The sequence below is a fragment of the Sulfurivermis fontis genome (genome assembly GCF_004001245.1).
In the GTDB taxonomy this organism is placed as follows: Bacteria; Pseudomonadota; Gammaproteobacteria; order Thiohalomonadales; family Thiohalomonadaceae; genus Sulfurivermis; species Sulfurivermis fontis.
Window position 1 is genome coordinate 1,331,830 of sequence record NZ_AP018724.1, and the last position, 25,308, is coordinate 1,357,137.

General features: G+C 62.1%; 26 protein-coding genes, 1 tRNA gene and 1 pseudogene. 16 read left to right on the forward strand and 12 right to left on the reverse strand.

Going from position 1 to position 25,308, the window contains the following annotated elements:
- The 16 genes from EP379_RS06880 (at position 1) to EP379_RS06955 (ending at position 13,338) form a co-directional block, all read left to right on the forward strand.
- On the forward strand, positions 1-1,185 hold the full coding sequence (locus tag EP379_RS06880; protein ID WP_127477101.1) for a beta-ketoacyl-[acyl-carrier-protein] synthase family protein: 1,185 nt from the start codon (positions 1-3) through the stop codon (positions 1,183-1,185).
- Positions 1,182-1,970 (forward strand): beta-ketoacyl synthase chain length factor, encoded by a 789-nt coding sequence (locus EP379_RS06885; protein WP_127477102.1) that lies wholly within the window; start codon positions 1,182-1,184, stop codon positions 1,968-1,970. The genes EP379_RS06880 and EP379_RS06885 overlap by 4 nt, the downstream gene beginning before the upstream one ends.
- A complete protein-coding gene (locus EP379_RS06890; protein WP_127477103.1) occupies positions 1,967-2,410 on the forward strand; it encodes a hotdog family protein in 444 nt (147 codons plus the stop codon). Before EP379_RS06885 ends, EP379_RS06890 begins: the two co-directional genes overlap by 4 nt.
- The gene (gene fabG / locus EP379_RS06895) at positions 2,395-3,126 is read left to right on the forward strand and encodes a 3-oxoacyl-ACP reductase FabG (protein ID WP_172600405.1); all 732 of its coding nucleotides are present in this window, start codon (positions 2,395-2,397) and stop codon (positions 3,124-3,126) included. The genes EP379_RS06890 and fabG overlap by 16 nt, the downstream gene beginning before the upstream one ends.
- A complete protein-coding gene (locus tag EP379_RS06900) occupies positions 3,123-3,866 on the forward strand; it encodes a glycosyltransferase family 2 protein (protein WP_127477105.1) in 744 nt (247 codons plus the stop codon). The genes fabG and EP379_RS06900 overlap by 4 nt, the downstream gene beginning before the upstream one ends.
- A gap of 67 nt (positions 3,867-3,933) precedes the next feature.
- A complete protein-coding gene (locus EP379_RS06905) occupies positions 3,934-5,286 on the forward strand; it encodes an alpha/beta fold hydrolase (RefSeq protein WP_172600406.1) in 1,353 nt (450 codons plus the stop codon).
- A gap of 149 nt (positions 5,287-5,435) precedes the next feature.
- Positions 5,436-7,361, forward strand: coding sequence for a threonine--tRNA ligase (gene thrS / locus EP379_RS06910; RefSeq protein ID WP_127477107.1), 1,926 nt, complete (start codon positions 5,436-5,438; stop codon positions 7,359-7,361).
- Between the two features lie 3 nt (positions 7,362-7,364).
- A complete protein-coding gene (gene infC / locus EP379_RS06915; protein ID WP_127477108.1) occupies positions 7,365-7,910 on the forward strand; it encodes a translation initiation factor IF-3 in 546 nt (181 codons plus the stop codon).
- A gap of 100 nt (positions 7,911-8,010) precedes the next feature.
- Positions 8,011-8,205 (forward strand): 50S ribosomal protein L35, encoded by a 195-nt coding sequence (rpmI, locus tag EP379_RS06920; protein ID WP_127477109.1) that lies wholly within the window; start codon positions 8,011-8,013, stop codon positions 8,203-8,205.
- A 15-nt stretch (positions 8,206-8,220) separates the two neighbouring features.
- A complete protein-coding gene (gene rplT / locus EP379_RS06925) occupies positions 8,221-8,580 on the forward strand; it encodes a 50S ribosomal protein L20 (RefSeq protein WP_127477110.1) in 360 nt (119 codons plus the stop codon).
- A gap of 143 nt (positions 8,581-8,723) precedes the next feature.
- On the forward strand, positions 8,724-9,749 hold the full coding sequence (gene pheS / locus EP379_RS06930) for a phenylalanine--tRNA ligase subunit alpha (protein WP_127477111.1): 1,026 nt from the start codon (positions 8,724-8,726) through the stop codon (positions 9,747-9,749).
- Complete coding sequence (gene pheT / locus EP379_RS06935) at positions 9,746-12,124, forward strand: phenylalanine--tRNA ligase subunit beta (RefSeq protein ID WP_127477112.1); 2,379 nt, start codon at positions 9,746-9,748, stop codon at positions 12,122-12,124. The genes pheS and pheT overlap by 4 nt, the downstream gene beginning before the upstream one ends.
- 12 nt (positions 12,125-12,136) lie before the next feature.
- Positions 12,137-12,439, forward strand: coding sequence for an integration host factor subunit alpha (ihfA, locus tag EP379_RS06940; protein WP_127477113.1), 303 nt, complete (start codon positions 12,137-12,139; stop codon positions 12,437-12,439).
- Positions 12,417-12,773 (forward strand): MerR family transcriptional regulator, encoded by a 357-nt coding sequence (locus tag EP379_RS06945; protein WP_127477114.1) that lies wholly within the window; start codon positions 12,417-12,419, stop codon positions 12,771-12,773. The genes ihfA and EP379_RS06945 overlap by 23 nt, the downstream gene beginning before the upstream one ends.
- Positions 12,774-12,856: 83 nt before the next feature.
- A tRNA-Pro gene (locus EP379_RS06950) sits at positions 12,857-12,933 on the forward strand.
- Between the two features lie 96 nt (positions 12,934-13,029).
- Positions 13,030-13,338 carry a hypothetical protein gene (locus EP379_RS06955; RefSeq protein ID WP_127477115.1) on the forward strand — a complete coding sequence of 103 codons (309 nt, stop codon included), beginning with the start codon at positions 13,030-13,032 and terminating at the stop codon, positions 13,336-13,338.
- Between the two features lie 148 nt (positions 13,339-13,486).
- Here EP379_RS06955 and EP379_RS06960 read toward each other — a convergent pair whose 3' ends face one another.
- The 12 genes and pseudogenes from EP379_RS06960 to cas6 all read right to left on the reverse strand — a co-directional run bounded on the left by EP379_RS06960 (position 13,487) and on the right by cas6 (position 25,224).
- The gene (locus EP379_RS06960; protein ID WP_127477116.1) at positions 13,487-14,632 is read right to left on the reverse strand and encodes a Card1-like endonuclease domain-containing protein; all 1,146 of its coding nucleotides are present in this window, start codon (positions 14,630-14,632) and stop codon (positions 13,487-13,489) included.
- Between the two features lies 1 nt (position 14,633).
- Positions 14,634-14,954, reverse strand: coding sequence for an STIV orfB116 family protein (locus EP379_RS06965; protein ID WP_172600407.1), 321 nt, complete (start codon positions 14,952-14,954; stop codon positions 14,634-14,636).
- A 10-nt stretch (positions 14,955-14,964) separates the two neighbouring features.
- Entirely contained in the window at positions 14,965-15,801 is an 837-nt protein-coding gene (locus EP379_RS06970; protein WP_127477118.1) for a hypothetical protein, read from the reverse strand.
- 2 nt (positions 15,802-15,803) lie between these two features.
- Positions 15,804-17,984, reverse strand: coding sequence for a TIGR03986 family type III CRISPR-associated RAMP protein (locus EP379_RS06975; protein WP_127477119.1), 2,181 nt, complete (start codon positions 17,982-17,984; stop codon positions 15,804-15,806).
- Positions 17,984-18,460, reverse strand: a complete 477-nt coding sequence (locus tag EP379_RS06980) for a hypothetical protein (protein WP_127477120.1) — start codon at positions 18,458-18,460, stop codon at positions 17,984-17,986. Before EP379_RS06980 ends, EP379_RS06975 begins: the two co-directional genes overlap by 1 nt.
- Complete coding sequence (locus EP379_RS06985; RefSeq protein WP_172600408.1) at positions 18,457-19,866, reverse strand: RAMP superfamily CRISPR-associated protein; 1,410 nt, start codon at positions 19,864-19,866, stop codon at positions 18,457-18,459. The genes EP379_RS06980 and EP379_RS06985 overlap by 4 nt, the downstream gene beginning before the upstream one ends.
- The gene (locus EP379_RS06990; protein ID WP_127477122.1) at positions 19,863-21,362 is read right to left on the reverse strand and encodes a hypothetical protein; all 1,500 of its coding nucleotides are present in this window, start codon (positions 21,360-21,362) and stop codon (positions 19,863-19,865) included. The genes EP379_RS06985 and EP379_RS06990 overlap by 4 nt, the downstream gene beginning before the upstream one ends.
- Entirely contained in the window at positions 21,356-21,727 is a 372-nt protein-coding gene (locus tag EP379_RS16675) for a hypothetical protein (protein WP_232023988.1), read from the reverse strand. The genes EP379_RS06990 and EP379_RS16675 overlap by 7 nt, the downstream gene beginning before the upstream one ends.
- Positions 21,728-21,801: 74 nt before the next feature.
- Positions 21,802-21,939, reverse strand: a pseudogene (locus EP379_RS17000) (RAMP superfamily CRISPR-associated protein); the annotation flags it as partial.
- On the reverse strand, positions 21,936-23,555 hold the full coding sequence (locus EP379_RS07000; protein WP_127477124.1) for a Cas10/Cmr2 second palm domain-containing protein: 1,620 nt from the start codon (positions 23,553-23,555) through the stop codon (positions 21,936-21,938). The pseudogene EP379_RS17000 and the gene EP379_RS07000, both read right to left, overlap by 4 nt.
- Positions 23,552-24,694: a CRISPR-associated ring nuclease Csm6 gene (gene csm6 / locus EP379_RS07005; RefSeq protein ID WP_127477125.1), complete on the reverse strand. Its 1,143-nt coding sequence runs from the start codon at positions 24,692-24,694 to the stop codon at positions 23,552-23,554. The genes EP379_RS07000 and csm6 overlap by 4 nt, the downstream gene beginning before the upstream one ends.
- The gene (gene cas6 / locus EP379_RS07010) at positions 24,694-25,224 is read right to left on the reverse strand and encodes a CRISPR system precrRNA processing endoribonuclease RAMP protein Cas6 (protein WP_127477126.1); all 531 of its coding nucleotides are present in this window, start codon (positions 25,222-25,224) and stop codon (positions 24,694-24,696) included. Before cas6 ends, csm6 begins: the two co-directional genes overlap by 1 nt.
- Positions 25,225-25,308: the final 84 nt, after the last annotated feature.

A 25,308-nucleotide genomic window follows, 5' to 3' on the forward strand; every position in this document is an offset into this window, starting at 1 on the left:
ATGGCCTTCGAATCGCTTGTTATTACCGCCTACAGCACGATCAGTGCCCTTGGGCATGGCCGCCGTGCGGCACTGGACGCCCTGTTGGCCGGTCGCGGCGGTTTGCGCCCATGTGATTATCCCGGTGCCGACCTGGAGACCTGGATCGGTCGTGTCGATGGTATCGAAGGGGTGGCACTGCCAGATGAGTTGACGGCGTTTGACTGCCGCAACAACCGTCTTGCGTTACTGGGGCTCGAATGTGACGGTTTCGCCGCGGCCGTGGCGGCCGCACGTGCGCGCCATGGTGCGGCGCGCATCGGCGTATTTCTCGGCACCAGTACCTCCGGCATCGAGGCGACAGAACAGGCCTACCGGCAACGGGGGGCGGACAGCGGACAGTTACCAACGAACTTCGATTACCGCCATACCCACAACACCTTTTCCGTTGCTGATTTTACCCGTCGCTATCTGGGACTGGAGGGACCGGCGCTGGTGATATCCACTGCCTGCTCATCCAGCGCCAAGGTTTTCGCCACCGCCAGCCGTTACATTCGTGCCGGTTGGTGTGACGCTGCGGTGGTAGGGGGAGTGGACAGCCTCTGCCTCACCACGCTGTATGGTTTCAACTCCCTGGAACTGGTGTCACGCCAGCCCTGTCGCCCCTGGGATGTGGCGCGCGATGGAATCAATATTGGCGAAGCGGCCGGTTTTGCTCTGCTGGAGCGCGAAGGGGAAGGGGTGCGTCTGCTGGGGTATGGTGAGAGCAGCGATGCCTACCACATGTCCACACCACATCCCGAAGGCGAGGGGGCGCTGCAGGCGATGCAGGCGGCGTTGCGGTGTGCCGGCTTGGAGCCGGCACGCATCGATTATATCAATCTGCATGGTACCGCGACACCGTCCAATGACCGCGCTGAAGACTGCGCAGTGACAAGACTGTTCGCCGGAGGCTCTGCGTGCAGTTCCACCAAAGGTTGGACCGGCCATACCCTGGGTGCAGCCGGGATCACCGAAGCGATTTTTTGTGCACTGGCTATTGAAGAGGGCTTTATCCCGGCCAGCCTCAATACCGAGCAGATCGATCCGCAGCTATCTGCGCCCATAGTACGCACCACGGTGCGGCAGCCGGTGCGTGTGGTAATGACCAACTCCTTCGGTTTTGGTGGCAGCAACTGTGCACTGATACTGGGGCGGTGCGTATGATGCGGGTGTATGTCGAAAGCGTCGGACTGACGGCCCCCGGCATGGTGGGCTGGGCTGCAGCGCAGTCTGTGCTGCGGGGTGAGGCGGCGTTGGATGCGGCGAACGTGCCGGTCTTCCGTCCCACCCTGCTGCCGCCCAACGAGAGGCGCCGTACCACGGCGCTGATCAAACTGGCGTTGCAGACAGCGGAGGATGCCCTGGCGCACAGCCGTTATGCGATGCATGAGTTGGCCTCGGTATTCGCCTCGTCGGAAGGTGACGGTGAGATTGTCGACCGTATCTGCACGACACTGACTCTACCGGATCGCCCTGTCTCTCCCACGCACTTCCACAATTCGGTACACAATGCCGCGGCCGGTTACTGGGCTATTGCTGCCGGGTCGTGCAAACCATCGACCAGCCTGGCTGCAGGCGTGTACTCCTTCACGGCGGGTTTGCTGGAAGCGGCTACGATGGCAGTGCTGGAGTGCGTGCCGGTAGTGTTATTGGCCTACGATTATCCCCTGCCACCGGTCCTGGCCGGGCGTGGTTATGTGGAGACGGAGTTTGCTGTCGCACTGGTGCTCACGGCGGAAGAGGGCGATGGCATGACGCCGTTGGATCTTGCGGTGCTCTCCGGCACTGGGGCTTCTCCCTCCCTGCCGACGAAACTGGCTGCGCTGCGCACGCACAATCCTGCGGCAGCGGCTTTGCCATTGTTGCAGGTGCTGGCGCGCGGCGCGACCGCCAGACTGACCCTGCCGTACCAGGAACACTTGGCGTTGCAGATCGGGATCGGTGCATGACACTGGAACGCGACGAACTCTGTGCCCTGATTCCTCATGCCGGCAGTATGTGCCTACTCGACCGGATAGTGTGCTGGGATGACGGCAGCATCATATGCACGACGGCCAGCCACTGCCGCCAAGACAACCCATTGCGTACTGCCGCGGGGCTGGCTGCCATACATGGCGTGGAATATGGCGCCCAGGCCATGGCGGCGCATGGCGGCCTGCTGGCCCGGCGTGCCGGTGCATCCCTGCCGGCCGGTTATCTGGCGGCACTGCGCGATGTGCGCCTGCATGTAACCAGGCTGGACCTGGTGCCCGGGGTACTGCACGTGGCAGCTACCCGGCTGATGGCGGATGGCGGCAACCTGATGTACCGCGTTGAAGTCAGCGGTGCAGGCCGGTTGCTGGTGGAAGCGCGGGTAACGGTGGCAGACATGAGTTGGAGAAAGCAATGAAACGTGCGCTGGTGACCGGCGGCAGCGGCGATATAGGAGCGGCCATTTGCCGTCGCCTCGCTGTGGAAGGTGTCGAGGTGCTGGTGCATGCCAACCGCAACCTGGCGCGCGCCGAGGCGGTGTGTGCCGAGATTGTCGCGGCGGGTGGCAGGGCCAGGGCGGTGGTATTTGATGTTGCGGATACTGAACAATGCAGGGCCATCCTGGCGGCCGAGGCGGAACGGTCACCGATCCAGATTGTGGTCAACAATGCCGGTGTACATGATGATGCCCCGCTGGCCGGTATGTCGGAACGGCAATGGCGGCATGTGATCGATGTCTCGCTGCATGGCTTTTACAATGTGACACAGCCTCTATTGCTGCCCATGATGGCGACGCGTTGGGGGCGCATCATCAGCTTGTCCTCCATCGCCGGAGTGATGGGTAATCGGGGGCAGGCAAATTACGCCGCCGCCAAGGCTGGCCTGCATGGTGCCAGCAAGTCGCTGGCCTTGGAACTGGCCTCGCGTGGCGTCACGGTCAATGTTGTCGCTCCGGGTATCATCGCCGGCAGAATGACGGATCAGGTGTTCGATAAGGACGCCATTAAAAATCTGGTGCCAATGAAACGGGCGGGGCAGCCGGAAGAGGTTGCCGCGCTGGTGGCGTTTCTGGCCTCGGAACATGCCGCCTACATTTCCGGTCAGATCATCGGCATCAATGGGGCCATGGCATGACAGCCCATGCGGCAATAGTCGTTATCCCCGCCTACAACGAAGGGGCGACGATCCGCACTGTGGTACAACGCGCCCTGGCTTACGGACCGGTAATCGTTGTCGATGACGGCTCGACAGACGACACGGTTGGGCAACTCGGTGGCCTGGCGGTCGCTGTGTTGCGCAACGAGCACAACAGCGGCAAGGCGTTCAGCCTTTGGCGCGGGATGCAACATGCACTGTCAATGGGGACTGATGCGGTGATTACTCTGGATGGTGACGGGCAACATGCACCGGAGGACATCCCGCGCCTGCTGTCCGTTGCCCGGCGTCTGCCGCGCACCGTGGTGATCGCCGCAAGGTTGCGTGCACGCCACAACGCGCCGTGGGCACGGCGCATAGCCAACAGCGTTGCAGACTTCTGGATATCCTGGGCGGCAGGGCAGTCTATCGCGGACAGTCAATCAGGTTTCCGCTACTATCCGGCGGATTTGCTGCGCAGCTATACGCCGCGTTTGCACCGCAGTCACGGATTTGTATTTGAAAGTGAAATACTGATCGATGCGGTGCGTACAGGCTTTGCTTGCGTCGCCGTGCCTATCGATACGGTATACCATGCCGCGGCACGGCCCAGTCATTTTCGGCCGGTAGCCGATATCGCGCCTATTGTGTCGATGGTGACAGGGAAACTGCTGGCGCGCGGTTTGTATCTGCAGGGGCTGTGGCGCGTATGGCGGGAGCCCGCCCATATTGAGCAATGAGAGCAGTATACCCCGGTCGTGTACTTCGGTAGTGAGTGACAACGGCACTCCTATGGGAACAATGGTAATGCGCAAGCCTGCGGGGCAGGATATTTTTGCTTGGATTATTTGCTTGCTGGTACTGTCGTTTGCCGGCAGCACAACGGCTGCACAGTTGCGGCGTGAATGTATGGATGAACCTGTTTTCCAGGGACGGGTCTGCTTCCACGAAGCCAACCGGGAGGGGGAGCGCACCATTGTCATGGTGCACGGCATCGGCGGCAGTGCCGATGACTGGCAGGGGCAGATCCCATTGCTGGCTGCCAACTATCATGTGCTGGCGCTCGATTTGCCCGGCTTCGGTCGGTCCGATGGCGGCACCAAGCATTACACTCCGGATAACTATGCGGCGGTGCTGTCTTATCTTGTCAGTCAGCGTGCCCATGGGGCAGTGTTGCTGGTGGGGCATTCCATGGGGGCGGCGGTCACGCTCAATTATGCCGCGCTGTACCCTGACAGGGTGAGCCGGCTGGTGGTGGTGGATGTGGCCGGAATACTGCATCGGCTGGCCTATAACAAGTTTCTGGTGGGCAACTGGCTGTACGGCCTCAGTGACGAGCCGCACTGGTCGTCGGAACTGCTGCAGAGCTTTGCCGGCAAGTTTCTTGAGGGCATGGAGCGTGTTCCCTTCGACAGCGAGGACATGTTGACTGTCAGTGCCGGCGCGGGGGAGGGGGCGGAGCGGCGTATTGCTGCCATGGCCTTGCTGGATGCGGATTTTACCCCGTTGTTGCCGCGTGTTTCGGCGCCGGTTCTGATGCTTTGGGGGCATGATGATCAGGTGGCACCGTTGCGTACGGCCGAGGTGCTGTTGCGGCGCCTGCCACGGGCTTGGTTGGATATCATCGAGAAGTCCGGGCATGTGCCGATGCGCGATCAGCCCGTGGTATTCAACCGGCGCCTGCTTGCCGCACTGGCAGATGAGTTGCCGCCGCCGGCAGTGGCCCGCGAGGTGGTCGGGGATGCCGACCGCATCGGCCGTTGCGAAAAACAGCGCAACGTGCATTTCGTGGGGCGCTACCGGCGTATCGAACTGCATGGCTGCGGTGATGTCACCATCCGCGATGCGGATGTTGGTGAACTGTATGTGTTCGAGTCGCGGGTCAACATCGAGCACAGCCGGATCGGCGGTGGCGAATTGGCAGTGGATATTATCGGCTCGGACGTCAAGATGACGGTGGTTTCGGTGCAGGGCGATGTGGCGATCCGCACCGCACGCAGCCGGCTGGACCTGGCCGCCGTCGATCTGGACGGCAGTACGGCTGCGGTAAGTGCGGTGAGCAACTCCAAGGCTGTGTTTTCCCTGTGTCAGGTCAGGAGCCCATACCGTAGCGGGGACCTGCATGGCTATTACGCCATGACGCCTGACTCACCTCTGTGAGGTTTGCCGCTTGTATCCCCAAGTCAATCCGTTAGAATGACGCCCTTCCGGCACACCGGACGGTGTCGCCCATTCCGGCATCCCCGCGATGCCCCTGTTCAAGCGGAGTAGCACGCGGCCCCTCGTATAGGCCGCCACTGGAGACAGCCATGCCCACGATTACCCTGCCCGACGGCAGCCACCGTTCCTTCGATCGCCCTGTTTCCGTACAGGATGTCGCCGCGGCCATCGGCCCCGGTCTGGCCAAGGCCGCCCTGGCCGGCAAGGTGGACGGCCGGCTGGTCGATACCTCCCATGTACTGGACCATGACGCGCAACTCGCCATCATTACCGCTCGCGACGAGGAGGGCGTCGACATCATCCGCCACTCCACCGCCCACCTGCTGGCGCAGGCGGTGAAACGCCTGTTCCCTACCGCCCAGGTGACCATCGGTCCGGTGATCGAGAACGGCTTCTACTATGACTTTGCCTATGAGCGCCCCTTCACCACCGAAGACCTGGAGAAGATCGAGGCGGAGATGGAGAAGATCGCCGCCGAGGACTACAAGGTCGAGCGTTCGGTGATGCCACGCGAGGAGGCCATCGCCTTTTTCCGCGACATGGGCGAGGAATACAAGGCGAAGATCATCGAGGACATCCCCCACGGCGAGGTGCTGTCCCTGTACCGCCAGGGCGATTTCATCGATCTCTGCCGCGGACCCCATGTGCCGTCCACCGGCAAGTTGCAGGCCTTCAAGCTGATGAAGGTGGCCGGTGCCTACTGGCGCGGTGACTCCAACAACGAGATGCTGACCCGCATCTACGGCACCGCCTGGGGCGACAAAAAGGCGCTCAAGGAATACCTGCACCGCCTGGAAGAGGCGGAGAAGCGCGACCACCGCAAGATCGGCCGCCAGCTCGACCTGTTCCACACCCAGGAAGAGGCCCCGGGCATGGTGTTCTGGCACCCCGCTGGCTGGACCCTGTGGCAGGCGGTGGAGCAGTACATGCGCCGGGTGTTCCGCGACAACGGCTATCAGGAGGTCAAGACCCCGATGGTGATGGACCGGGTGCTGTGGGAGCGCTCCGGTCACTGGCAGAACTACCGCCAGAACATGTTCACCACCGCCTCGGAAAACCGTGACTACGCGGTCAAGCCGATGAACTGCCCGGGTCATATCCAGATCTTCAATCAGGGCCTGAAGAGCTACCGCGACCTGCCGCTGCGCCTGGCCGAATTCGGCTCCTGCCACCGCAACGAGCCGTCCGGCACCCTGCACGGCCTGATGCGCGTACGCGGCTTTACCCAGGACGATGCCCACATCTTCTGTGCCGAGGAGCAGGTGCAGGAGGAGGCCGCCACCTTCATCGCCCTGGTGATGGACGTCTATGCCGACTTCGGCTTTACCGACATCCAGGTCAAGCTCTCCACCCGCCCGGAGAAGCGCATCGGTTCCGACTTGGTATGGGACAAGGCCGAGCACGCCCTGGAGCAGGCCCTTAACGCCCGCGGCCTGGCCTGGGACCTGCAGCCGGGGGAGGGGGCCTTCTACGGTCCCAAGATCGAGTTCTCCCTCAAGGACTGCCTGGGCCGCGTCTGGCAGTGCGGCACCCTGCAGGTGGACTTCAACCTGCCCGAGCGCCTCGGTGCCCATTACATCGCCGAGGACGGCAGCAAGCAGGTGCCGGTGATGCTGCACCGGGCCATCCTGGGCTCCCTGGAGCGCTTCATCGGTATTCTCATCGAGCACTATGCCGGTGCCTTCCCCCTGTGGCTGGCCCCCCAGCAGGTGGCGGTGCTGAACATCACCGATCGCCAGGCCGAGTACGTCCAGCAGGTGGAGCGGACCCTGGCGGCGCGGGGTTTCCGGGTCAAGTCCGACTTGAGAAATGAGAAAATAGGCTTTAAAATCCGCGAACATACCCTGCAGCGGGTGCCGTATCTGCTGGTCATCGGCGACCGCGAGGTGGAACAACAGGCAGTGGCCGTGCGCACGCGCGGCGGTGAAGACCTCGGCAGCATGACGCTGGAAGCGTTTGTCGAGCGCCTGACCGCTGAAACCGCGAGCCGCGGCCGCGCTTTTTTGGAGGAATAGAGCATCAACACCAGAACAGGTCCGGCGCGTCCCGCTGAGGGAGGCGCCCGTTTGAACGAAGAGATCACTGTTCCCGAGGTGCGCCTCATCGGTACCGAAGGCGAGCAGATAGGCGTCGTTTCCATCGCTGAGGCGTTGCGGATTGCGGAAGAGGCGGATTTGGATTTGGTGGAAGTGGCCGCCGAGGCCAAACCGCCGGTCTGCCGCATCATGGACTACGGCAAGTTTCTTTTTGAAGAAAACAAGAAGAAGCATGCCGCCCGCAAGAAGCAGAAACAGATCCAGATCAAGGAGATCAAGTTCCGGCCAGGGACGGATGAGGGGGACTACCAGGTAAAACTGCGCAACCTGGTACGTTTCCTGGAAGACGGGGACAGGGCCAAGATCACACTGCGGTTCCGCGGTCGTGAGATGGCCCACCAGGAGCTTGGGCTGAAGTTGCTCAAGCGCATCGAGGCGGACCTTGCCGAGGTGGGAACGGTTGAACAGTTCCCGCGTCTGGAAGGTCGTCAGATGGTCATGGTCATCGTCCCGAAAAAGAAAAAGTAAGTCGTTATGACTTACGGGGTGCGCTACTGTCAGTCTTGCGCGGCTGCCAGTGTGAAAATGTGCACTTGAACTATTAACCGATAAATGCGGAGTTAGTGTAATGCCCAAGATGAAGACTAAGCGCGGGGCGGCCAAGCGTTTCAAGGCCACCGCCGGCGGTTTCAAGCGTGGCCAGGCGTTCAAGCGCCACATCCTTACCAAGAAGACCACCAAGCGCAAGCGTCAGCTGCGTGACGATGCAATGGTTGCAGCGGTCGACACCCGTATGGTGTCCCGTCTGATGCCCTACGCGTAAGTGAGGTAAGGACAAATGGCTCGAGTAAAACGTGGTGTAATCGCGCGTGCGCGTCACAAGAAGGTCCTGGCCAAGGCCAAGGGCTACTATGGCATGCGCCGCAATGTGTTCCGTGTCGCCAAGCAGGCCGTCACCAAGGCCGGCCAGTATGCCTATCGCGACCGTCGCCAGAAGAAGCGCCAGTTCCGTACCCTGTGGATCGCCCGTATCAATGCAGCGGCCCGCGAGTGTGGCCTGTCCTACAGCCGCATGATCAACGGTCTGAAGAAGGCCGGCATCGAGATCGACCGCAAGGTGCTGTCCGATATCGCCATTTTCGACAAGAACGGCTTTGCCGTGTTGGCGGAGAAGGCCAAGGCCAGCCTGGCGGCATAAGCGTTGTACCTTACATGGCCGGTGCTATGCCGGTTATCAGGTAAACCGCTTCATGAGAAGGGGAAGGCCAGTGGCCTTCCCCTTTTCGTTTTAGAACATAACGAATTCCAACCGACACGCGGTCGCAGGCCGCAGACGGGGTAATGATCGTGCAGGATGAACTCCAGCAACAGGTGACACAGGCCTGCGAGGCCGTGGCGGCTGCCGCCGATCTGGCGGCTCTCGATCAAGTGCGCGTGCACTATCTGGGTAAGAAAGGTCTGCTCACCGAGCGCATGAAGCAGCTCGGCCAGCTGGCGCCGGACGAGCGGCCCAAGGTCGGTGCGCTGATCAACGCCGCCAAGGAGCAGGTGCAGCAGGCCATCGAAGCGCGCAAGGAGCATTTGCAGAATGCGGCACTGAATGCGCGGCTCGCCGCCGAGGCGGTGGACGTAACCTTGCCCGGCCGCGGCCAGCGTAGCGGCGGCCTGCATCCGGTGACGCGCGTCCTGTCACGCATCGAAGCGCTGTTCACCCAGCTTGGTTTCACCGTGGCGGAAGGTCCGGAGGTGGAAGACGACTTCCACAACTTCGAAGCACTCAACATTCCTGCTTCGCATCCGGCCCGCGCCATGCACGACACCTTCTATTTTGATGCGCGCACGCTGCTGCGCACGCACACCTCGCCGGTGCAGATCCGCGCCATGGAAAAACAGCAGCCGCCTTTGCGCGTCATTGCGCCGGGGCGTGTTTATCGCTGCGACTATGATCAGACCCATTCGCCCATGTTCCACCAGGTGGAGGGATTGCTGGTGGACGAGCAGGTGACCTTCGCCGATCTCAAGGGCATCCTCGATGATTTCCTGCGCAACTTCTTCGAGGGCGATTTCAAGGTGCGTTTCCGCCCATCTTATTTCCCGTTTACCGAGCCGTCGGCCGAGGTGGATGTGCAGTGCGTGATGTGCGGCGGCAGCGGCTGCCGTTCCTGCAAGCACACCGGCTGGCTGGAAGTGGGCGGCTGCGGCATGGTGCACCCCAACGTGTTCAAGGCGGTGGGTATCGACAGCGAACGCTACACCGGCTTTGCCTTCGGCATGGGTGTGGAACGTCTCGCCATGCTGCGTTATGGCGTCAATGATCTGCGTCTGTTCTTCGAGAACGACCTGCGCTTCCTGGAGCAGTTCCGATGAAATTCAGTGCACAGTGGTTGCGGGAATGGGTGAATCCCGCGGTGGACATCGACACCCTGTCGGCCCAGCTGACCATGGCAGGCCTCGAAGTGGATGCCGTGGCGCCGGTGGCCGAGACCTTTACTGGCGTGGTAGTCGGTGAGGTGCTGCGGGTAGAGAAGCACCCGGATGCCGACAAGCTGCGCGTGTGCCAGGTGAATACTGGCAGCGGTGAGCCGCTCAACATTGTTTGTGGTGCCGCCAATGTGCGCGTGGGGCTGCGTGTGCCGACGGCCACCATCGGCGCGGTACTGCCCGGCGATTTCAGGATCAAGCGTTCCAAGCTGCGCGGCGTGGAGTCTTTCGGCATGCTGTGCTCGGCCAAGGAGCTGGGACTGGCGGAAACCTCCGACGGCTTGCTGGAACTGCCGACGGATGCGCCGGTGGGGCAGGAACTGCGCACTTACCTGCAACTGGACGATGTCATCTTCGAACTGGGGCTGACGCCGAACCGCGGCGATTGCCTGTCCATCGCCGGCATTGCGCGCGAGGTGGGCGTCATCAACCGTTGTGCCGTGACCGCACCGCGTATCGCCGCGGTGGCCGCCTCATCCGCCGATGCCTTTCCGGTAAACGTCAGCGCGGCGGCCGATTGTCCGCGCTATGCCGGTCGCGTGATCCGCGGCATCAACCCGCAGGCCGCTACCCCGGTCTGGATGGCGGAGCGCCTGCGTCGCAGCGGTGTACGCAGCCTGGGGCCTGCGGTGGATATCACCAACTACCTGCTGCTGGAACTGGGGCAGCCGATGCATGCCTTCGATCTCGCCAAGCTGCAAGGTGGGATCGAGGTGCGCCGTGCCCGTGCCGGCGAAAAGCTGACCCTGCTCAACGGCAGCACGGTGGAACTGGATGGCGAGACCCTGGTGATCGCCGACGGCCGTGGACCGCAGGCCCTGGCCGGCGTAATGGGCGGCGAGGCCACGGCGGTGGGTGAGGGGACGGTGGACATCTTCCTGGAAAGTGCCTTCTTCGCGCCCGAGGCGATAGCCGGCCGCGCCCGCCGTTACGGTCTGCACACCGACTCATCGCACCGCTTCGAACGCGGTGTGTCGCCGGTACTGCAACGCGATGCGCTGGAGCGGGCCACGGCACTGTTCATCGAGATCACCGGCGGTGTGCCCGGGCCGGTGGTGGAAGTGGTGCACGAGGCCCACCTGCCGCGGCGCGAGCCCATAGTCCTGCGCCAGGCGCGCATCAAACGCGTGCTGGGCTTCGAGCTGGAACCGGCGGAGGTCACCGATGTCCTGACCCGCCTGGGCCTCGATGTGGTGCAGGTCGCAGAGGGCTGGCGGGTTACCGCGCCAGCGTGGCGTTTCGATCTCACTATCGAGGAGGATCTGATCGAGGAACTGGCGCGCATCCACGGCTATGACAAGCTTCCCAGCATCCGTCCCGTCGCCGCCCTGCAGATGGGCGCGGTACCCGAGGGACAGGTGGATCTGGCGCAATTGCGCCGCCTGCTGGTGACGCGCGGTTACCAGGAGGCGGTAACCTACAGTTTCGTAGCGCCCGAGATGCAAAAGTTGCTCGATCCGGGCCTGGAACCGCTGGCCCTGGCCAATCCGATCTCCGCCGAAATGGCGGTGATGCGCACAACCCTGTGGGCCGGTCTGGTACAGGCTCTGGCCTACAACATCAATCGCCAGCAGGGACGGGTGCGTCTGTTCGAATCGGGGCTGCGTTTCCTGCCGGGGGCCGATGGTCTGCGTCAGGAGCGCATGATTGCGGGTCTGGCCTACGGCGATGTTGTGCCGGAGCAGTGGGGTGAGCCGGCGCGCGTGGTGGACTTCTTTGACCTCAAGGGCGATGTGGAGGCCCTGCTGGCCTTGGCCGGACTCAATAGTGCGGTACGTTTCGTGGCGGCAACTCATCCGGCCCTGCATCCCGGCCAATCGGCGCGTATCGAGTATGACGGTGCGCTGCTCGGGTGGCTTGGCGCCCTCCATCCGGTTGTGGCCGACAAATTGGGGTTGGCTGCTCCCGTTCTGGTATTCGAATTGGCCCTGGAACCGCTGTTGCGGGGATATTTGCCACGTTTTCGAGAGCTCTCGAGATTCCCGGCAGTTCGCCGTGACATTGCGCTTGTTGTCGATAGTTCTCTACAAGTTGACGCTGTTCTGTCTGTCGTTCGCAGGGCGGCACCGGACACGCTGCGGGAGTTAAAGTTGTTTGACCTGTATACAGGCAAAGGTATTGATCCGGGTCGAAAAAGTCTCGCATTGGGCTTGACCTTGCAGGCCGATTCGCGCACCCTTACAGACTCTGAGGTAGACGCGGCGCTGGAGGCCATTCTGGCGGCGCTCAAGACCGAACTGGGTGCAACCCTGAGAGATTGAGGTTAGCGGGAAATGGCGTTGACCAAAGCGGATATAGCCGAACGCCTGTACGAGGAACTCGGGCTGAACAAGCGCGAGGCCAAGGAGCTGGTGGAGATCTTTTTTGAGGAGATCCGTGGCGCGCTCCAAAACGGTGATCAGGTGAAGCTGTCGGGATTCGGCAACTTCGACCTGCGCGACAAAAAGCAGCGCCCGGGACGTAACCCCAAAACAGGCGAGGAAATACCCATCACCGCCCGGCGCGTGGTAACGTTCCGGCCGGGACAAAAACTGAAGGCGAGGGTTGAGGCTTATGCTGGAACCCAGCAACAATAACGAGCTGCCGCCCATCCCGGGCAAGCGCTACTTCACCATCGGTGAGGTCAGCGAGTTGTGCGATGTAAAGCCGCATGTGCTGCGTTATTGGGAGCAGGAGTTCCCACAGCTCAAGCCGGTCAAGCGTCGTGGCAACCGACGTTATTACCAGCGTCACGATGTCATCATGATTCGGCAGATCCGCAGCCTGCTCTATGAGCAGGGTTTTACCATCGGCGGTGCGCGCCAGCGTCTGGAACAGGAAGCGACACCGCCACAGGGGCCGGTCGACTCGCAGCTTCTGCATGCCTTACGCGAAGAACTGGAAGAAATTCTGGCGATCCTCAAGCGCTGACCGTTCCTATCCATGGCGCACTGGTGTATGATTTGCGCCTTCCGCACGGCGGACCCTCACAAGAAGTTTCAGCAGTACCCAATCGGGGCGTAGCGCAGCCTGGTAGCGCACTTGCATGGGGTGCAAGTGGTCGGAGGTTCAAATCCTCTCGCCCCGACCAATTAATCAATAAGTTAGCGCTGTTTCCACAAATGCCGATTTCTAAAACCTGGCATCCCCCTTATCAAAGTCGGGGCGGTGAAACCGAGATGTCAATATGGACATCGCTGACGATTGGTCTCAATCCCCTTATCAAAGTCGGGGCGGTGAAACGATTGGCAGCACCTATGACGATTATACTGAATGGTCTCAATCCCCTTATCAAAGTCGGGGCGGTGAAACTGTACCCTCTGGATGTCGCCTGGCGCAAGGGCTGCGGAGTGCGTTTGCGGACAAGATGGCGCGGGTGGTGAAAATTATCCCGTCGACACACGCGCCGACCGTGGGTAAGTTCAATTTTTCTTTTGTTTTCAGTGTGCGGGCAAACATTTCTGGAATGCGCCTCAGCATTAGGCTCCAACTGTAGGCATTGCTGTGATATCTCATGGCTGCCGGTGTGCTCGGTGTGGCGGATAACGGTCGTACAGGCAGCTCGCCCGCAGGATTGCGTCAAAGAAATCGATCCCCTCATCCCAGCCTTCTCCCTGGGGGAGAAGGTGCAATGCGTTGGCCGTTCATGAGAGCAGGAACTTGTGCAGACCGCCGGGCAAAGCTTCGAGCTGGGGGCCCGCCAGGATCTGAAGACCGCTCGCTTCCGCACGCCGACGGTTGCCCTGCTTGATATCGTGCAGGCTGAGCAGCAGGCCGCGGGCCTTGATGCCACCGGTGGCGCGGGTCAGGGATTCGAGCTGGTAGAGCACGGCGTTGGGATTTTGATAGAGCATGGCGTTGGGATTGGCCTGTTTGCTGTAGTTCTCCGTCTTGCATTCGATGAGATAGAGGGTGTTGTCGCGCAGGACGGCGATGTCCAGTTCGTTCTGCATGTGCTCTTCGCCTGTCCCCGCGCTGATCTTGATGTTACAGGCGATGTCCTGCACCTGGGGGAGCAGGAGGCGCAGTTTGGCGACCGTGGCAAAGGCAAGTTCTTCCAGCCAGCCGCCGCTGGTGAAGGTGATGGCCTCCTGATTGGGCAGGACGATGTTCTCACCCTGGCGCGTGGCAATCTGATTGCGCTCCAGGATGGCCAGCAGGGGGCGCAGTGCGCGCAGTTGTCCTTCGCTGAGTTGAACATTGTCATTGCCGGCATTGGCGCTGGCATAGACATTGAGCAGCCCCGCCAGATTCGGGCGGCGCAGCGTGCGCGCCAGCAACTGTGCGGCAGCATCGACTTTTGCTTGCGCTGCCTCAGTACGACGCAGCTGGGTGACCGGCATGCCGTGGGCGGCGAGGAAGTCTTCCAGCAGCACTTTGTCGGCCAGAGGATGTTGCGGTTGGCCGGGGGGATGCAGCCAGAGGGCGGTATCGGTTTTCGGGTTGACGTAGAACACGGGACGGTCGGCCTTCAGAAAGGCTTCGTAGGCGGCGAGCGACATGGGTTTGGTGCCGCCGGTGATATTGGCGGCACAACTCGGATCGTCCGCCACGCGCGCGAACAGGCGGCGCAGCGCAGCGAAGTCATAGGCATCGTCCACGTTCAGTGTTTCACACGGTATGCCATGCCGTTCCAGAACCCCGCGCAGCCACCCGGCCTTGCGTTGCAGATCCTTTGTGACGGCCAGGATCACCCGTTGTGGTTTCAGTGCCGGATCGAGCGCGGGCGTCAGGTTGGGGGTGGGCTGGTCGGAGACCAGATAGAGGTGGGTCGTTGCGTTAGTCGTCATGTCATTGTACCCGGGTCAGCAGACCCAATTCATAGGGAATGGCAGCGAGTTGTGCCGCGTCGAGCACGGCGCCTTCCGGCAGGCGCTCCTTGATGCGCAGCACCAGGGCGCGGTCGCCGGGCTGCATGGTGATGCTGATGCGCTCGCTGGCCACGTCCTGACCCAGCAGATGGCTCAACAACTGAGCCGCACCGGCATGACCTATCGCCGAGGTAAAACCTTGCGACACAATGCTTCTGGCGGTCTCCAGTGGCAGGGGCCCCTCGAAGCGGTAGTCGCCATAGTGGGTGAGGACCGGGGTGTTGAGAAGGTAGGTTGTCATGGCGTGCGCATTACCCGGCCATCTTGTTCTCGTAACTGCTGGTCGTGGTATTGAAACTGAGCGGCGTTCCCTGGTTGTTGATGTACTGGAACTCAACTTCGGTGTGCTGCAAGGTGGCAAAGGCCGCACCGACACTGGCAGGCTTGGTGCCGCCAGTGACATCGACCAGGATGTCTCCTGCGGGGAAACCTTCTTGTACGGCCTCGTCGATACAGCGGGTGACCGTGGTGAAAACGGCATGGGTATCGTCAAAGTCGATGCCATTTGAACCACTGGCCATGACGATATCTACCTCGGGCAGGTAGAGACGGAGAAACTCCACGCAATCCGCCTGCTGCCGATTCGAACCACGTGCGCCACTCGATAACACCAGAAACAGTTTTTGCATTTCGCCGCGATGCCGGCTGATCATGTGGAGCAATTGTTGCCAGTTCCAGCGCTCGCCAAAGGTCGCGGTTATGGTCTGGTTATCCAGTTCGAGGTCGCCGCTCAAGGTCACTTCATTCTCGCCGAGCGTTACCCGCAGCAGTCCGTCCTGACGATCGAACGCGGCCGTTTGGCTGGATACCAGGGTGATGAGCACTTTGTGGGCTTCGGACAGTGTGCCGCGTTTCAGTAGGTGGACCATGCGCCGCTCTCTGCCCGATATGAACAGCATATAGATGCTGGTAATCAAAAACAGTGATATGAGGACATAAATCAGCCAAGGTGGCACGTGCGATCCGTCCGTGAGTCTGTCGCGTATTTCATCGGCAAGCCAACTGGTGGCGAGAATGAACAATAGCGCAGCCACTGCATATTTCAGCGCCAACCTGAATTCATATTTGAAGGCGTGCAGTCTGGCCATGTTCAGGGTTGCTCCGTCGTCGTGCTGATTGCTTCGATGGTGGCCGCGTTGCCGGTACGCGTCACGGTTACATTCAGTGCTAGCCGCTTGTGTTTATCAAGTTTTTTTCGCGCGGCTTCGGGCAGCGTGGCAATCAACTCCTTATCGTTTTTGGCAATCGCCGTCACGCCATCCTTGCGGGCGCTCAACTGCCTATCTCCCGGGGTCCAGGCGACAGTGACGTTGCTCCATATTTCACGGCCGGTTGTTATCGTCTTGGCGACAGCGGCTGCTGGAACCACTTTTGGTTGGCGTTTGGTGCAGTCGGTCTTGGGTGTCCCAGGATAATTCGCAAGAACCAATAGCCCATTATTCTTGCTTTTCGCATCTGCGAACTCGTTTATGCGTGACGTCGAAGAGAGCCGCATGTAACGCAATCCTCCTTTGACCTGCGCTGCTTTCGCCGGGTCGGCCATTGCCAACAAGGCAAGGACTTGCGGCGTGTTTTCCCAGGGTGTGTTCAACTTCCGCTTCATCCAGTCCTTGAACGTTTGCACCAGGGCATCCTGATCCGGTTTGGCCGCAGCGGGATCGTTGGGATGCAGATCGGTTGATCCGAGCGCGATGCTTACCTGGCCATAGCCATAGGGCTTACCCATGCCCAGGCCATGGCGCAGATGGTCGGCGCCGCCCCAGGTCATGCTCCAGAGCAGGGCGCCCAGTTCCTGGGGCTTGAGGTTATGGAATACCACGCGGCCCTCGAACCGGCTGCCGGCAGGCAGGGGGCGGATGATGCTGCTGACATTGTCGGTGCTGTTGCTGTCATCCCGGGCAGTGGCCGGCCGCGCAGGGTAGCGCTTCCAGCCGCGCAGCAGCGCGTCGTCATCGAAATAGCTGTTGTAGGTCGTGCCTTCCAGTCTCGTGCCGTCTTTCGTTGTTTTTTGGCAGATGTAATTCGGGTAATAGGACGGTTTGGGTTCGGCCAAGACGATTTTCACACCATTGCCCTCCGGCTTGGCACCAGTCACCTCCCGGGCCAGCTCAAACTGCACGCGTCCCTTGAGGCTGGTCTTGCCATCCTGTTCATCGATGCGCCCGAACAGCAGGTCGGCGAAGTCGGGGGCGTCGGCGGCAAGGTGGTCCGGGCTGCTGTGGCCAATCATGTCGTGGATGGAGTTTTTGTACGGCAGGCGGAACATCTGGGTCAGTCCGATGGCTTTGATGTCACCAGCCTCATCTTCCAGATAAAATACGGGGACGGGTTGTTTTTTGGCCCAGTCTTTCCATTCCGTGCTTTCCTGATGGATGGCAAGGAACTCACTCATTACTTTGTCGGGAACAGCGGTTGGAGTACCCTTGTTGAAAAAAATGAACTCCATGTGCTTGGCCGATTTGCCGCCTTTTTTACGCGGCATGGGCTGGCCGGTAAAAACCAGCGTTCCCTGCAATGGCCCATCATTCAGGCGCGTCACTTTGCGATAGAACAGTTTCTTTCCATCCGAGTGATCGACCCATGTCTCGTCATCTGCGGTAAACCGCAAAGTTATCGGCCTTTTACCCCAGTCCTTGTATTTGTTTGCGGCGGGGCAACTAGGCATCTCGTGCCATTTGCTCAGGCCGGAGAAATCGGCCAGGAGATCGTGATCGACGTGCGCATGATCGCAGGGGGTGAGGCTCCAGCGGCCTTTGGTGAATTGCAGCCATCCCGCCTTGCTCTTTGGCGCGTAATGTTTTGGGGACTCCTCACGTGTGAGCGCCTTGACATATTTGGCTGCGATGCCAGAAGTCAGATCCCGTATCGACAGGCGGCGGTCGTCGACCTGCCGGAAGCGGGAGAAGGTAGCGATCTCCAGGACGTTGCGGATCATGCCCTTGAGGCTGGAGCCGGGGATGGCGTATTGGCCGTCGGGTGTTTGGAAGACATCCACCGCTGTCGAATCGCCCTGTTTTTTGCGTCGGCCGCCAATCATGATCGGCGTGTGGGCGGTGAGCGTGAATTCGATGCTGCCGCACAGGCCGTCGCGGAAGGGGATGTCGTGGCTAACCAAGTGGCCCCACTCGGGAATGACCACGGTTTCGGCCAGAGGAACGAAGTTGTAGGGAGCGCTGATCGCCTGCATGGTTGCGCCACCTCGCGGCTTGTCATTTTTATTTTGCTGGCCGGGATTCTGCTTGCTGGGATTGTTTCTCGCTTGCTGATGCATCAGTCCTTCCCTCCAAAACCGGTAATGCGGGCGGCAAATTGGTGCAGGCCGTGGCGCGGGTCGTGGCACCAGAGGCGTTGGTAGGTGAGGGTGCCGACCTCACGATTGGCTCCGAGCAGGGTGACGGTATCGCTCAGGCCTGATTTACCACTGCCTACGGTATAGCGGGTGAGCAGCCAGCCGCCCTGGCCGTCGTGGCGCAGGTGCAGGCTTTCATCACGCGCGCGGGCGTAGAGTTCGCCGTCGATGATGCGGCTGGCTGGCGGCAGGGTCAGTTCGCCGGCCTGGCACAGGATGTTGTGCGACTGGCAGCCCAGCCAGCCTTCATCCGGCGCGAAGTCGCGCAGGGTATTCAACAAGGCGGCGTAGTCGTCACACAGCACAGTGGTGATCTGCCATTGGCAGGCGCTGAGCTGCGGGAGTTCGCGCCGCGACAGAATGCTGTTGGCAGCGCCGAGCAGGGAGGCAGGGTTCATGCGGCGGCTCCTGTGCTGAATGGGTTGTCTTTGCGGGTGCCTTGGAAAAAGCCGTGACCCTTGCCGGCGCCGCCGCCCAGGGCGAGACGCCCTTCGCACAGGTCGGCGATGGCGGCATCGAGGGCGCGCCGGATATCCGGATCGTCGAGTACGGCATCATCCAGCACGGTGATCTTGAAGGAGATTGGGACCTTCCAGACCATCTCCTCGGAGAACAGCATGTGGTTGCGCACGCCGCCGGTGAAACGGTCGATGGCGTTGTGCATCACTAGCTGGAGGTTTTTATCGGCGGTGTATTGGTCGAGATAGATGTCGTCGATGAGCAGGGAACCGGCCTGGCCCGCGGCATCGCCTTTGGCAAAACCGAACAGCGTGCGGACGGCGCGATTGGCGGCGGATTTGTCGTAGCCAGCGATGGCCTCATCGGCCATGTCTTCGGCGAACTGGCCACTGAAGCGGTTGTAGTGGTAGGCGATGCGATGGGACAGCGCGCCCTTGATGGACGCGGCGGGAACCAGCAGATGGCGCTTGGCCTTGGCCAGCGCGCCCTTGCCTTCATTCCAGAGCACACGCTGTTCCAGGCGCGGCAACAGGTCGGCGGACTTGCCGTTGTCATCCGGGCTCTGAGGGAGGTTGCCCTGGCCGATGCGCCAGTAGCTGTTGGGCTTCAGCTCAATTTCGATCACGCGCCGACGGGTGTTTGCAGCCAGCTCGATCCTGTCGAGCCCAGTAAGGTCGTCAGCGCGCCGGCCCAGCTTGCGGAAGGCCGCGGCATCATTGGGCGTCGTGAGGTCGAAGGTTCGCGTGTGGCATGTGACGACCCGCAGCGCGCCCAGACCGGCGCGGGTGGCGCCGCCAAGGCGGAAGGCCGGGTCGTTGAGCAGGTCGAGCAGGCGCTGCCATTCCGCACTGTCGGCGGGCGTGCCCCACAGCGCCAGTTCGGCGGCGAAGCGGTAGCCGGCGGGCAGGATGGAGCGATCGAACTTGCCCTTGTCGGCGGCGGCACCGCGGTGCGTGATGCGCACGCGTTCACGGATCAGCGGTTGTTCGGCGAGGCCGGCGGCATGGTGCAACAAGGGGTCATCGTCAAGTTCTCCCTGCGGTAACAGGCCTTCCGCCGCACGGCCCTTGCTGTTGCAGAGCACGCCCCAGGATACCTCCAGGCGCGATGCCAGGGTGCTGGTCTTGCCGGCATGACCGAAGAGCAGGTCGTCGTTGCCGCCGGCGCGCTTGAACAGATGACGCAGGACGCCGGCCAGGCTGGTGCCGGGGATGGCCGGCAGGCCGTTGGCGTCGGTGACCAGCTGCACGTCGAAGACGCCGTCGCCGCGTCCGGTGCCGATGGAGAGCGGCGTGACGCATTCGAGGGTCAACCGCGCCAGGTAGTAATGGGTCGGCATGGTCATGCGTGCGGCTCCTTCTTGCTGATGTGGCATTTATGCGCCACGTCCTTGCCCTGATGGGCGTATTCCTGCTGCAGGCGCGGGTCGGCGACCTTCGCCCGTTCCTCGAACCAGGCGGCGAAACTCTTCATGGTGTCGCCGGCATAAGTGAGATCGGACCAGCCTTCCATCGAGTCCTTTATCGCGCCATTCTTCGGGTCGAACAGTTCCTTGCTCCGGCCGTCGCGTGCGTATTCCAGTACGGTGCCCCATTGGCTCGGACTGGGGCCGATGGGCAGGTGGGCTGGGCGGCCGGTGTAGTTGCGTGCGGCCATGTACGCCTGCTCCAGCTCTTTGGCAAACTGCTCGCCTTGTTTACGGATGTCCTGTTGCCCCTGGGCGCGCTTCACACGCTGTTCCAGCCAGTCGATGAGATTGTGTTTTGGTGCCGGCGTATCGGTGGTGTCGCTATCTTCACTGCCGGGCGTTACCGCCACGAACACGGGATGCTCGCCGTCGAGCAGGGGCGGGTTGGCCCAGACCTGGCCCAGGCCGGCTTCGCGGTAGAGGCCGAGGCCCTGGCGTAGCCGTGTCAGGTGTTCATCGGTGAACGGTGCGTCCAGTGCGTAGGTGAGCACGCTGCCCTGGGTGATGACGATGCGCTCGATGTCATAGCCCTTGCGGTGGGCATTCCAGGGCGAATAGCGGCGGGTCATGATGAAGCTGCTCTCGGGAAGCAGTCGTCCTGCCGGCAGGCCCAGCCACAGCGGCAGGGGTTGGGTGGTGGGCTGGCCCTGGTCGGTGAGCGCGGCCAGATCGGAGAGCAGCCACAGGGTGAGCCGGTCCTCGACCTTGCCGTGCTCCAGGGCTTGCAGCGGGCTAGATGCGACGGTGCTGCGGCCATACTCGGCGGCACGGGAACGGCCGAGGAAGATACCTGCGGTGAGCACGTCGAGCAGCTTTTGCAGCAGGTGTTCCGGTACGTCGGGGTCCGCTTCGAGACGGGCGCGGAAGCGGCTGCCGGCGGGGATGGCGACATAGCCGAAGAGCTGTCCTTCTTCCGCGCGGCGCTGTCCCTGGGTCAGGGCCGTGCGCATTTCATGGCGTTTTTCCACCTTGTGCAGGGTACCGTCGGTGGCGAGGTAGGCATGGCGCAGTTGCTCGTGCTGTAGTTCGAGGCGGGCGGGATCGACATGGCAGAAGTTGCTTACCCGTTCGGCGTGCAGGCGTTTGTTGTTGTCGGTCGCTTGCGTGCCCTTGGGGCTGTGCCAGGCCAGCGGTACGGGATAGGTCGGCAGCTTGCCGTGCAGCGGCAGGCCATTGCCGAAACGGACCTTGCCGGAATGAAACAGCAGCCAGGACTCGTCGGCACTGAGCTGGCCATAGAGCCGGCCGGCGGCGGCGCCGAGCAGGGCGCTGCCCGGAATGTAGTCGAGGCCACGATGGCCGCCGACGGTGGCGGCACGTTCGCTGAACACGGCATCCTCGCGCAAGGTGATGTCGAGATGGTGGGCTAGCATGCGCTGGTCTCCTCCAGGGTTACGACGGCGCGGCCGAGGCCGCGGCTGCGATCGGCACCGATGCCGCGGATGAGCGGCAGGGCGCGGCGAATGATTTCGCGCCAGTCATAGCCGAGCTGCGAGCAGTCGGCGAGGGGCTGGACGGTGGCGGTGAGTTGCAGGGGAATGACGGCCTCCATGCCGCGCAGGGAGGATTCCCTGGCGGTGCCGCTGGCATGGTCGATGGCGGTGGAAAACAGGGGGCGGAACAACTGCTCGCGCAGATCGGCACGACCGGCGAGATAGTCGGCGATATCTGCGGGCAGCACGGCATCGGAGAAGCGCAGGATGGCTGGGTGCGTTTCCGTACCGTCCGCGCCGCGCACACCGAACAGCGTGGTGGTGACGGCACTGTGTTCGGGATACCAGCCGAGGGCTTCGGCGTGATGTACGCATCGCGTACCAGCCCTTTCACGGAACGTCCGGGCAACAGCGGCAGGCCGCGCGCATCGCGGCGGGTGAGGGCATCGAGGTGGACGCCCTGGCCACGGCCGCTGCCGATGTGCCAGAAGCTGCGGATGTCGAAGGTGAGGTTCATGCGGCGTTCTCCCGGAATTCGATCTGCTTGCGTACGGCCATCAGCGTGAGGGCATCCCCCAGCGGTGTGCGGTATTGCTGGCCATCGGCGCGGTAGGGCAGCTCGGTAAACGTGCCGGCCTTCAACAGGGCATGCAGGCCGTCATCAAACTTGTTGAGCCGGTCTCCCTGTTCCTTTTCCATCAGGCTGCGCCAGCGCTGGTATTGCCGTCTGGCGGCGGCCATGTCCTGACCGAGGACACCGACGAGCTGGCGCATCGGCCCGCGGCTCAAACCTTCGAGCAATGCGGTGAAGGCACGCAGATCGTCGAGTCTGGGCAGATGGTTGTGGGCAGACAGGGTGTAGGTGACGAGGGTCTGGCAATAGCTTCGTGCCGCGTCGTTGGTTGCCTTGTTGCCGCCCTCCCGCACGGTGAGTTCCCGCGCCAGGATGTCTGCATAGCGTCCGATGTGGGCGGTGGTGATGCGATGAAAGGCCAGGGCCGAGGGGATGCGTCCTGCGACCTTGTTTTGCGGCTCTTTCGCCTGGGCCTTGGCGGCCTTGCACAGGTCTTCGGCCAATTGATGGGCCATGTAGAACGGCTGCGAGGCCTTCATGAAGACGATGCCGGCACAGGCGCTCAGTCCGGCAGGGAGTCCGCTGATGTCGACGCCATCCTGTTTCATCTGTGCATAGACGGACAGCAACTCCTTTGCTGTCTGTTCTTCAAAGTGCTGGATGAAGGTGCTGGCGAAATCCAGGGCCAGATCGGAACGTACCAGGACGGTGAGATCATCACCGCCGAGGACGATGGGGCGTGCCGGCATGACTTGGTTTGCGCTGACCTTGGAAACGAGCACCTCATGCGTGGCCTGTTTGGCGGCGGCCTCCGTGGCGCGGCCGATGGCATCGGAGAATGCCTTGAAGCAGGCGACGAATTTCGGGTGTGCTTTCAGCCGCTCGCTCAGGGTGATGAGCAGCTGTCCGAGGCCGTTGCCGTCGGCATGGATCAGGGCCAGGCCTTCGCGCTCACCGTCGTAGGGAAATACGTCATCATTTTCTTCGCCGGGTTCACGGGAGAGTTGCAGCGGCCAGGTGGCGTTGGTTCCTGGGTTGAATTTTTCCGTCAGGGATTTGCCGCGCGACAGATCCAGCTTGCGCGCCGTGGCGGCATCTACGGCTTCGCCTGCCTTGCCGCGCCATGCTGTCGCGGGCATGCCGGTACGGCGGCAGCGGGCGGCAAAGGGGCCGGCGACGGGCAGCGCGGGTGGGCGGGTGTTGCGGTAGCCGGCCAGACCGCGACGGGCCTGTTCATAGGCAAGGATGTTGCTGGCACCTTCGCCACGGGCATGCACGAAATCCAGGCCCGGGGCCTGGATTTCAACCACCAGGGGCCAGAGTGCCGCCAGGCGTTCGATGGCATCCCCGTTCGTGCTGAAGGCAAAAAAGGCGCCGCCTGCACGGCGGGAAAACTCGATATCGCTCTCGATAGCGAGCGCCTTCAGGGTGTCCTGCAAGGGCTGGGCGCACAGGTCATCCACCAGCTCACTGGCGCCGACGATTTCCTTCAGCTTGTTGCTGTTGAAGATGTAGCTCTGGATGGATTTGGCTTCGAACAGGTAGGCGTAACAGGTCATGGCTGCCTCGGTGGAGTGTCATGGTCGGGTTCGATGGTTATCTGCCCGGCGGGCAGGGTGATGCCAAAGCGTTGCAGCGGGCGTTTGCCGCTGGCCGTGATCAGATAGGGCTGTGCGGCGATGGCGCCCAGCGCCGTCTTGATGGCGGTGTTGCTGCGGGTCTTGCGTTGCTCGAAATAGTCCTTGGTCATGCCGCTCTTGAGTGCCTCGGCGACGCGCTCGTAGTCGCCACTCGCCGTTCCTACCAGGCGGCCGTAATGGTGCAGGTATTCCTCCGCCAGACCGTCATCGCTCCAGCGGACCGGGGATGCTCCATCGCGGCGGCGCTGCACCAGCCAGAGGTAGAAGGCCAGTTCGGCTGGCTTCATAGGGACCAATCGTTCACCTGCCGTGAGCTGTTTGGCTGTGAGGTCGATGTAAATGTGAGGTGCGGCGAGCAGTTTTTGTACGCCGGTGACCGTTTCGCTGAAACTGGCACTGCCGCTGAGCAACTGTTGTGGCAGGCCGTCGCGCATGCGCACGAAGGGGATGTCGGCCAGTGCCACTTCGGCTTCGTGGGTGTTGAGAGGGCGGCCGTGCTTGTCGTCGGTATAGATGACCTCGCTGTAGGGGCGCGGATAGAAGAACTGCCGGTTGCCCTCGTAAGGTGGCGGTACCAGGACGTGGGACAGGCGGTCCTGCGTGCGGCCGTAGAGGGAGAGGGCATAGCCGGCATAGAAGCCCATGGTTTTGCGGCCACCGGCAATGGAGACATGCAGCGCGGCGTCGGGATCGGCAGTCAGCGTGCGGATCATGGCGGTGATGTGGTCGGCGGCGTGGCTGTTGTCATCGACGCTGCGGATATCGCCGAGCGGCCGGCCGTGCTCGTCTTTCAGCACATGGATGTTGTCCAGGGTGAAATCGATGGGGGGCAGGGCGTAATCGTGCCGCAACTGCTGGAACCAGCCGGGGTCCTTGGAGAGGAGGGTGAGACGGGCATGCTCGCGGCCCTCTGCGGTGGTCAGCAGATGGATTTCGGTGGGAACGAAGCGCGGGCTGGCCTTGACCGCCAGATAGTAAACGGTCTCCGTCAGGATCTGCGGTGACAGGCCGGCGACGGCGAACAGGATGCGTCGTGGATAGTCGGCAGGCAATTTCATCAGTAGGCGCCTCGGGTAGCAACTGCCGCCACCGTATCGAATCCGGGGGCGCTTGCGCGAGCCTGGCAAGCTTGTGGCAATTCGATGCGGTAGGCGCCGAGGCCCATGGTGGTCAATTTGCCGACGTGCAGGTACTGCCCATGCCAGAGTGCCGGCCAGAAGGTTTCCAGGCCGTGAAGCGAGAGGCGGATATGGCCGATCAGCCCGCCCATCTTGTGGCCGCGTTGCTGGCGGGAGGAATAGCGTTCCAGGTCGATCCAGTGCATCGCCGTGCTGTACGCCGGCGGCGAGTCGGGGGCGAGATAGGGAAGATGGCACTCGGCAAAACCGGCACCGTCGCTGTGGTACTGGCCCAGACGCAGGATGCGCTGGCGGATGGCCAACAGCAGGGTGGTGGGGGTCAGGTTTTCTGCCGCGACCAGGCCATTGCCCTGCTTCAGGCGCAACGGTGTCAGGAAATGCAGGGTGACACTCTCCGGGACAGGAGGCGTGACCGGCGTGGTGTACCCATTGCCGGATGGTCGGCCCAACGGCTACCGTCGTGCTGCTGCACCGTCTCCAGCCGGAAGATGGTGGAGCGGCTGCCGACGCCGCGTAGCCCGGCCTGATACATG

Bases quoted from the DNA above. Each gene is read 5' to 3' on its own strand.
- EP379_RS06880 (WP_127477101.1), top strand. From the start codon at position 1: ATGGCCTTCGAATCGCTTGTTATTACCGCCTACAGCACGATCAGTGCC.
- EP379_RS06885 (WP_127477102.1), top strand. From the start codon at position 1,182: ATGATGCGGGTGTATGTCGAAAGCGTCGGACTGACGGCCCCCGGCATG.
- EP379_RS06890 (WP_127477103.1), top strand. From the start codon at position 1,967: ATGACACTGGAACGCGACGAACTCTGTGCCCTGATTCCTCATGCCGGC.
- EP379_RS06900 (WP_127477105.1), top strand. From the start codon at position 3,123: ATGACAGCCCATGCGGCAATAGTCGTTATCCCCGCCTACAACGAAGGG.
- EP379_RS06905 (WP_172600406.1), top strand. From the start codon at position 3,934: ATGCGCAAGCCTGCGGGGCAGGATATTTTTGCTTGGATTATTTGCTTG.
- thrS (WP_127477107.1), top strand. From the start codon at position 5,436: ATGCCCACGATTACCCTGCCCGACGGCAGCCACCGTTCCTTCGATCGC.
- rpmI (WP_127477109.1), top strand. From the start codon at position 8,011: ATGCCCAAGATGAAGACTAAGCGCGGGGCGGCCAAGCGTTTCAAGGCC.
- rplT (WP_127477110.1), top strand. From the start codon at position 8,221: ATGGCTCGAGTAAAACGTGGTGTAATCGCGCGTGCGCGTCACAAGAAG.
- pheS (WP_127477111.1), top strand. From the start codon at position 8,724: ATGATCGTGCAGGATGAACTCCAGCAACAGGTGACACAGGCCTGCGAG.
- pheT (WP_127477112.1), top strand. From the start codon at position 9,746: ATGAAATTCAGTGCACAGTGGTTGCGGGAATGGGTGAATCCCGCGGTG.
- ihfA (WP_127477113.1), top strand. From the start codon at position 12,137: ATGGCGTTGACCAAAGCGGATATAGCCGAACGCCTGTACGAGGAACTC.
- EP379_RS06945 (WP_127477114.1), top strand. From the start codon at position 12,417: ATGCTGGAACCCAGCAACAATAACGAGCTGCCGCCCATCCCGGGCAAG.
- EP379_RS06955 (WP_127477115.1), top strand. From the start codon at position 13,030: ATGGACATCGCTGACGATTGGTCTCAATCCCCTTATCAAAGTCGGGGC.
- EP379_RS06960 (WP_127477116.1), bottom strand. From the start codon at position 14,632: ATGACGACTAACGCAACGACCCACCTCTATCTGGTCTCCGACCAGCCC.
- EP379_RS06965 (WP_172600407.1), bottom strand. From the start codon at position 14,954: ATGACAACCTACCTTCTCAACACCCCGGTCCTCACCCACTATGGCGAC.
- EP379_RS06970 (WP_127477118.1), bottom strand. From the start codon at position 15,801: ATGGCCAGACTGCACGCCTTCAAATATGAATTCAGGTTGGCGCTGAAA.
- EP379_RS06975 (WP_127477119.1), bottom strand. From the start codon at position 17,984: ATGCATCAGCAAGCGAGAAACAATCCCAGCAAGCAGAATCCCGGCCAG.
- EP379_RS06980 (WP_127477120.1), bottom strand. From the start codon at position 18,460: ATGAACCCTGCCTCCCTGCTCGGCGCTGCCAACAGCATTCTGTCGCGG.
- EP379_RS06985 (WP_172600408.1), bottom strand. From the start codon at position 19,866: ATGACCATGCCGACCCATTACTACCTGGCGCGGTTGACCCTCGAATGC.
- EP379_RS06990 (WP_127477122.1), bottom strand. From the start codon at position 21,362: ATGCTAGCCCACCATCTCGACATCACCTTGCGCGAGGATGCCGTGTTC.
- EP379_RS07000 (WP_127477124.1), bottom strand. From the start codon at position 23,555: ATGACCTGTTACGCCTACCTGTTCGAAGCCAAATCCATCCAGAGCTAC.
- csm6 (WP_127477125.1), bottom strand. From the start codon at position 24,694: ATGAAATTGCCTGCCGACTATCCACGACGCATCCTGTTCGCCGTCGCC.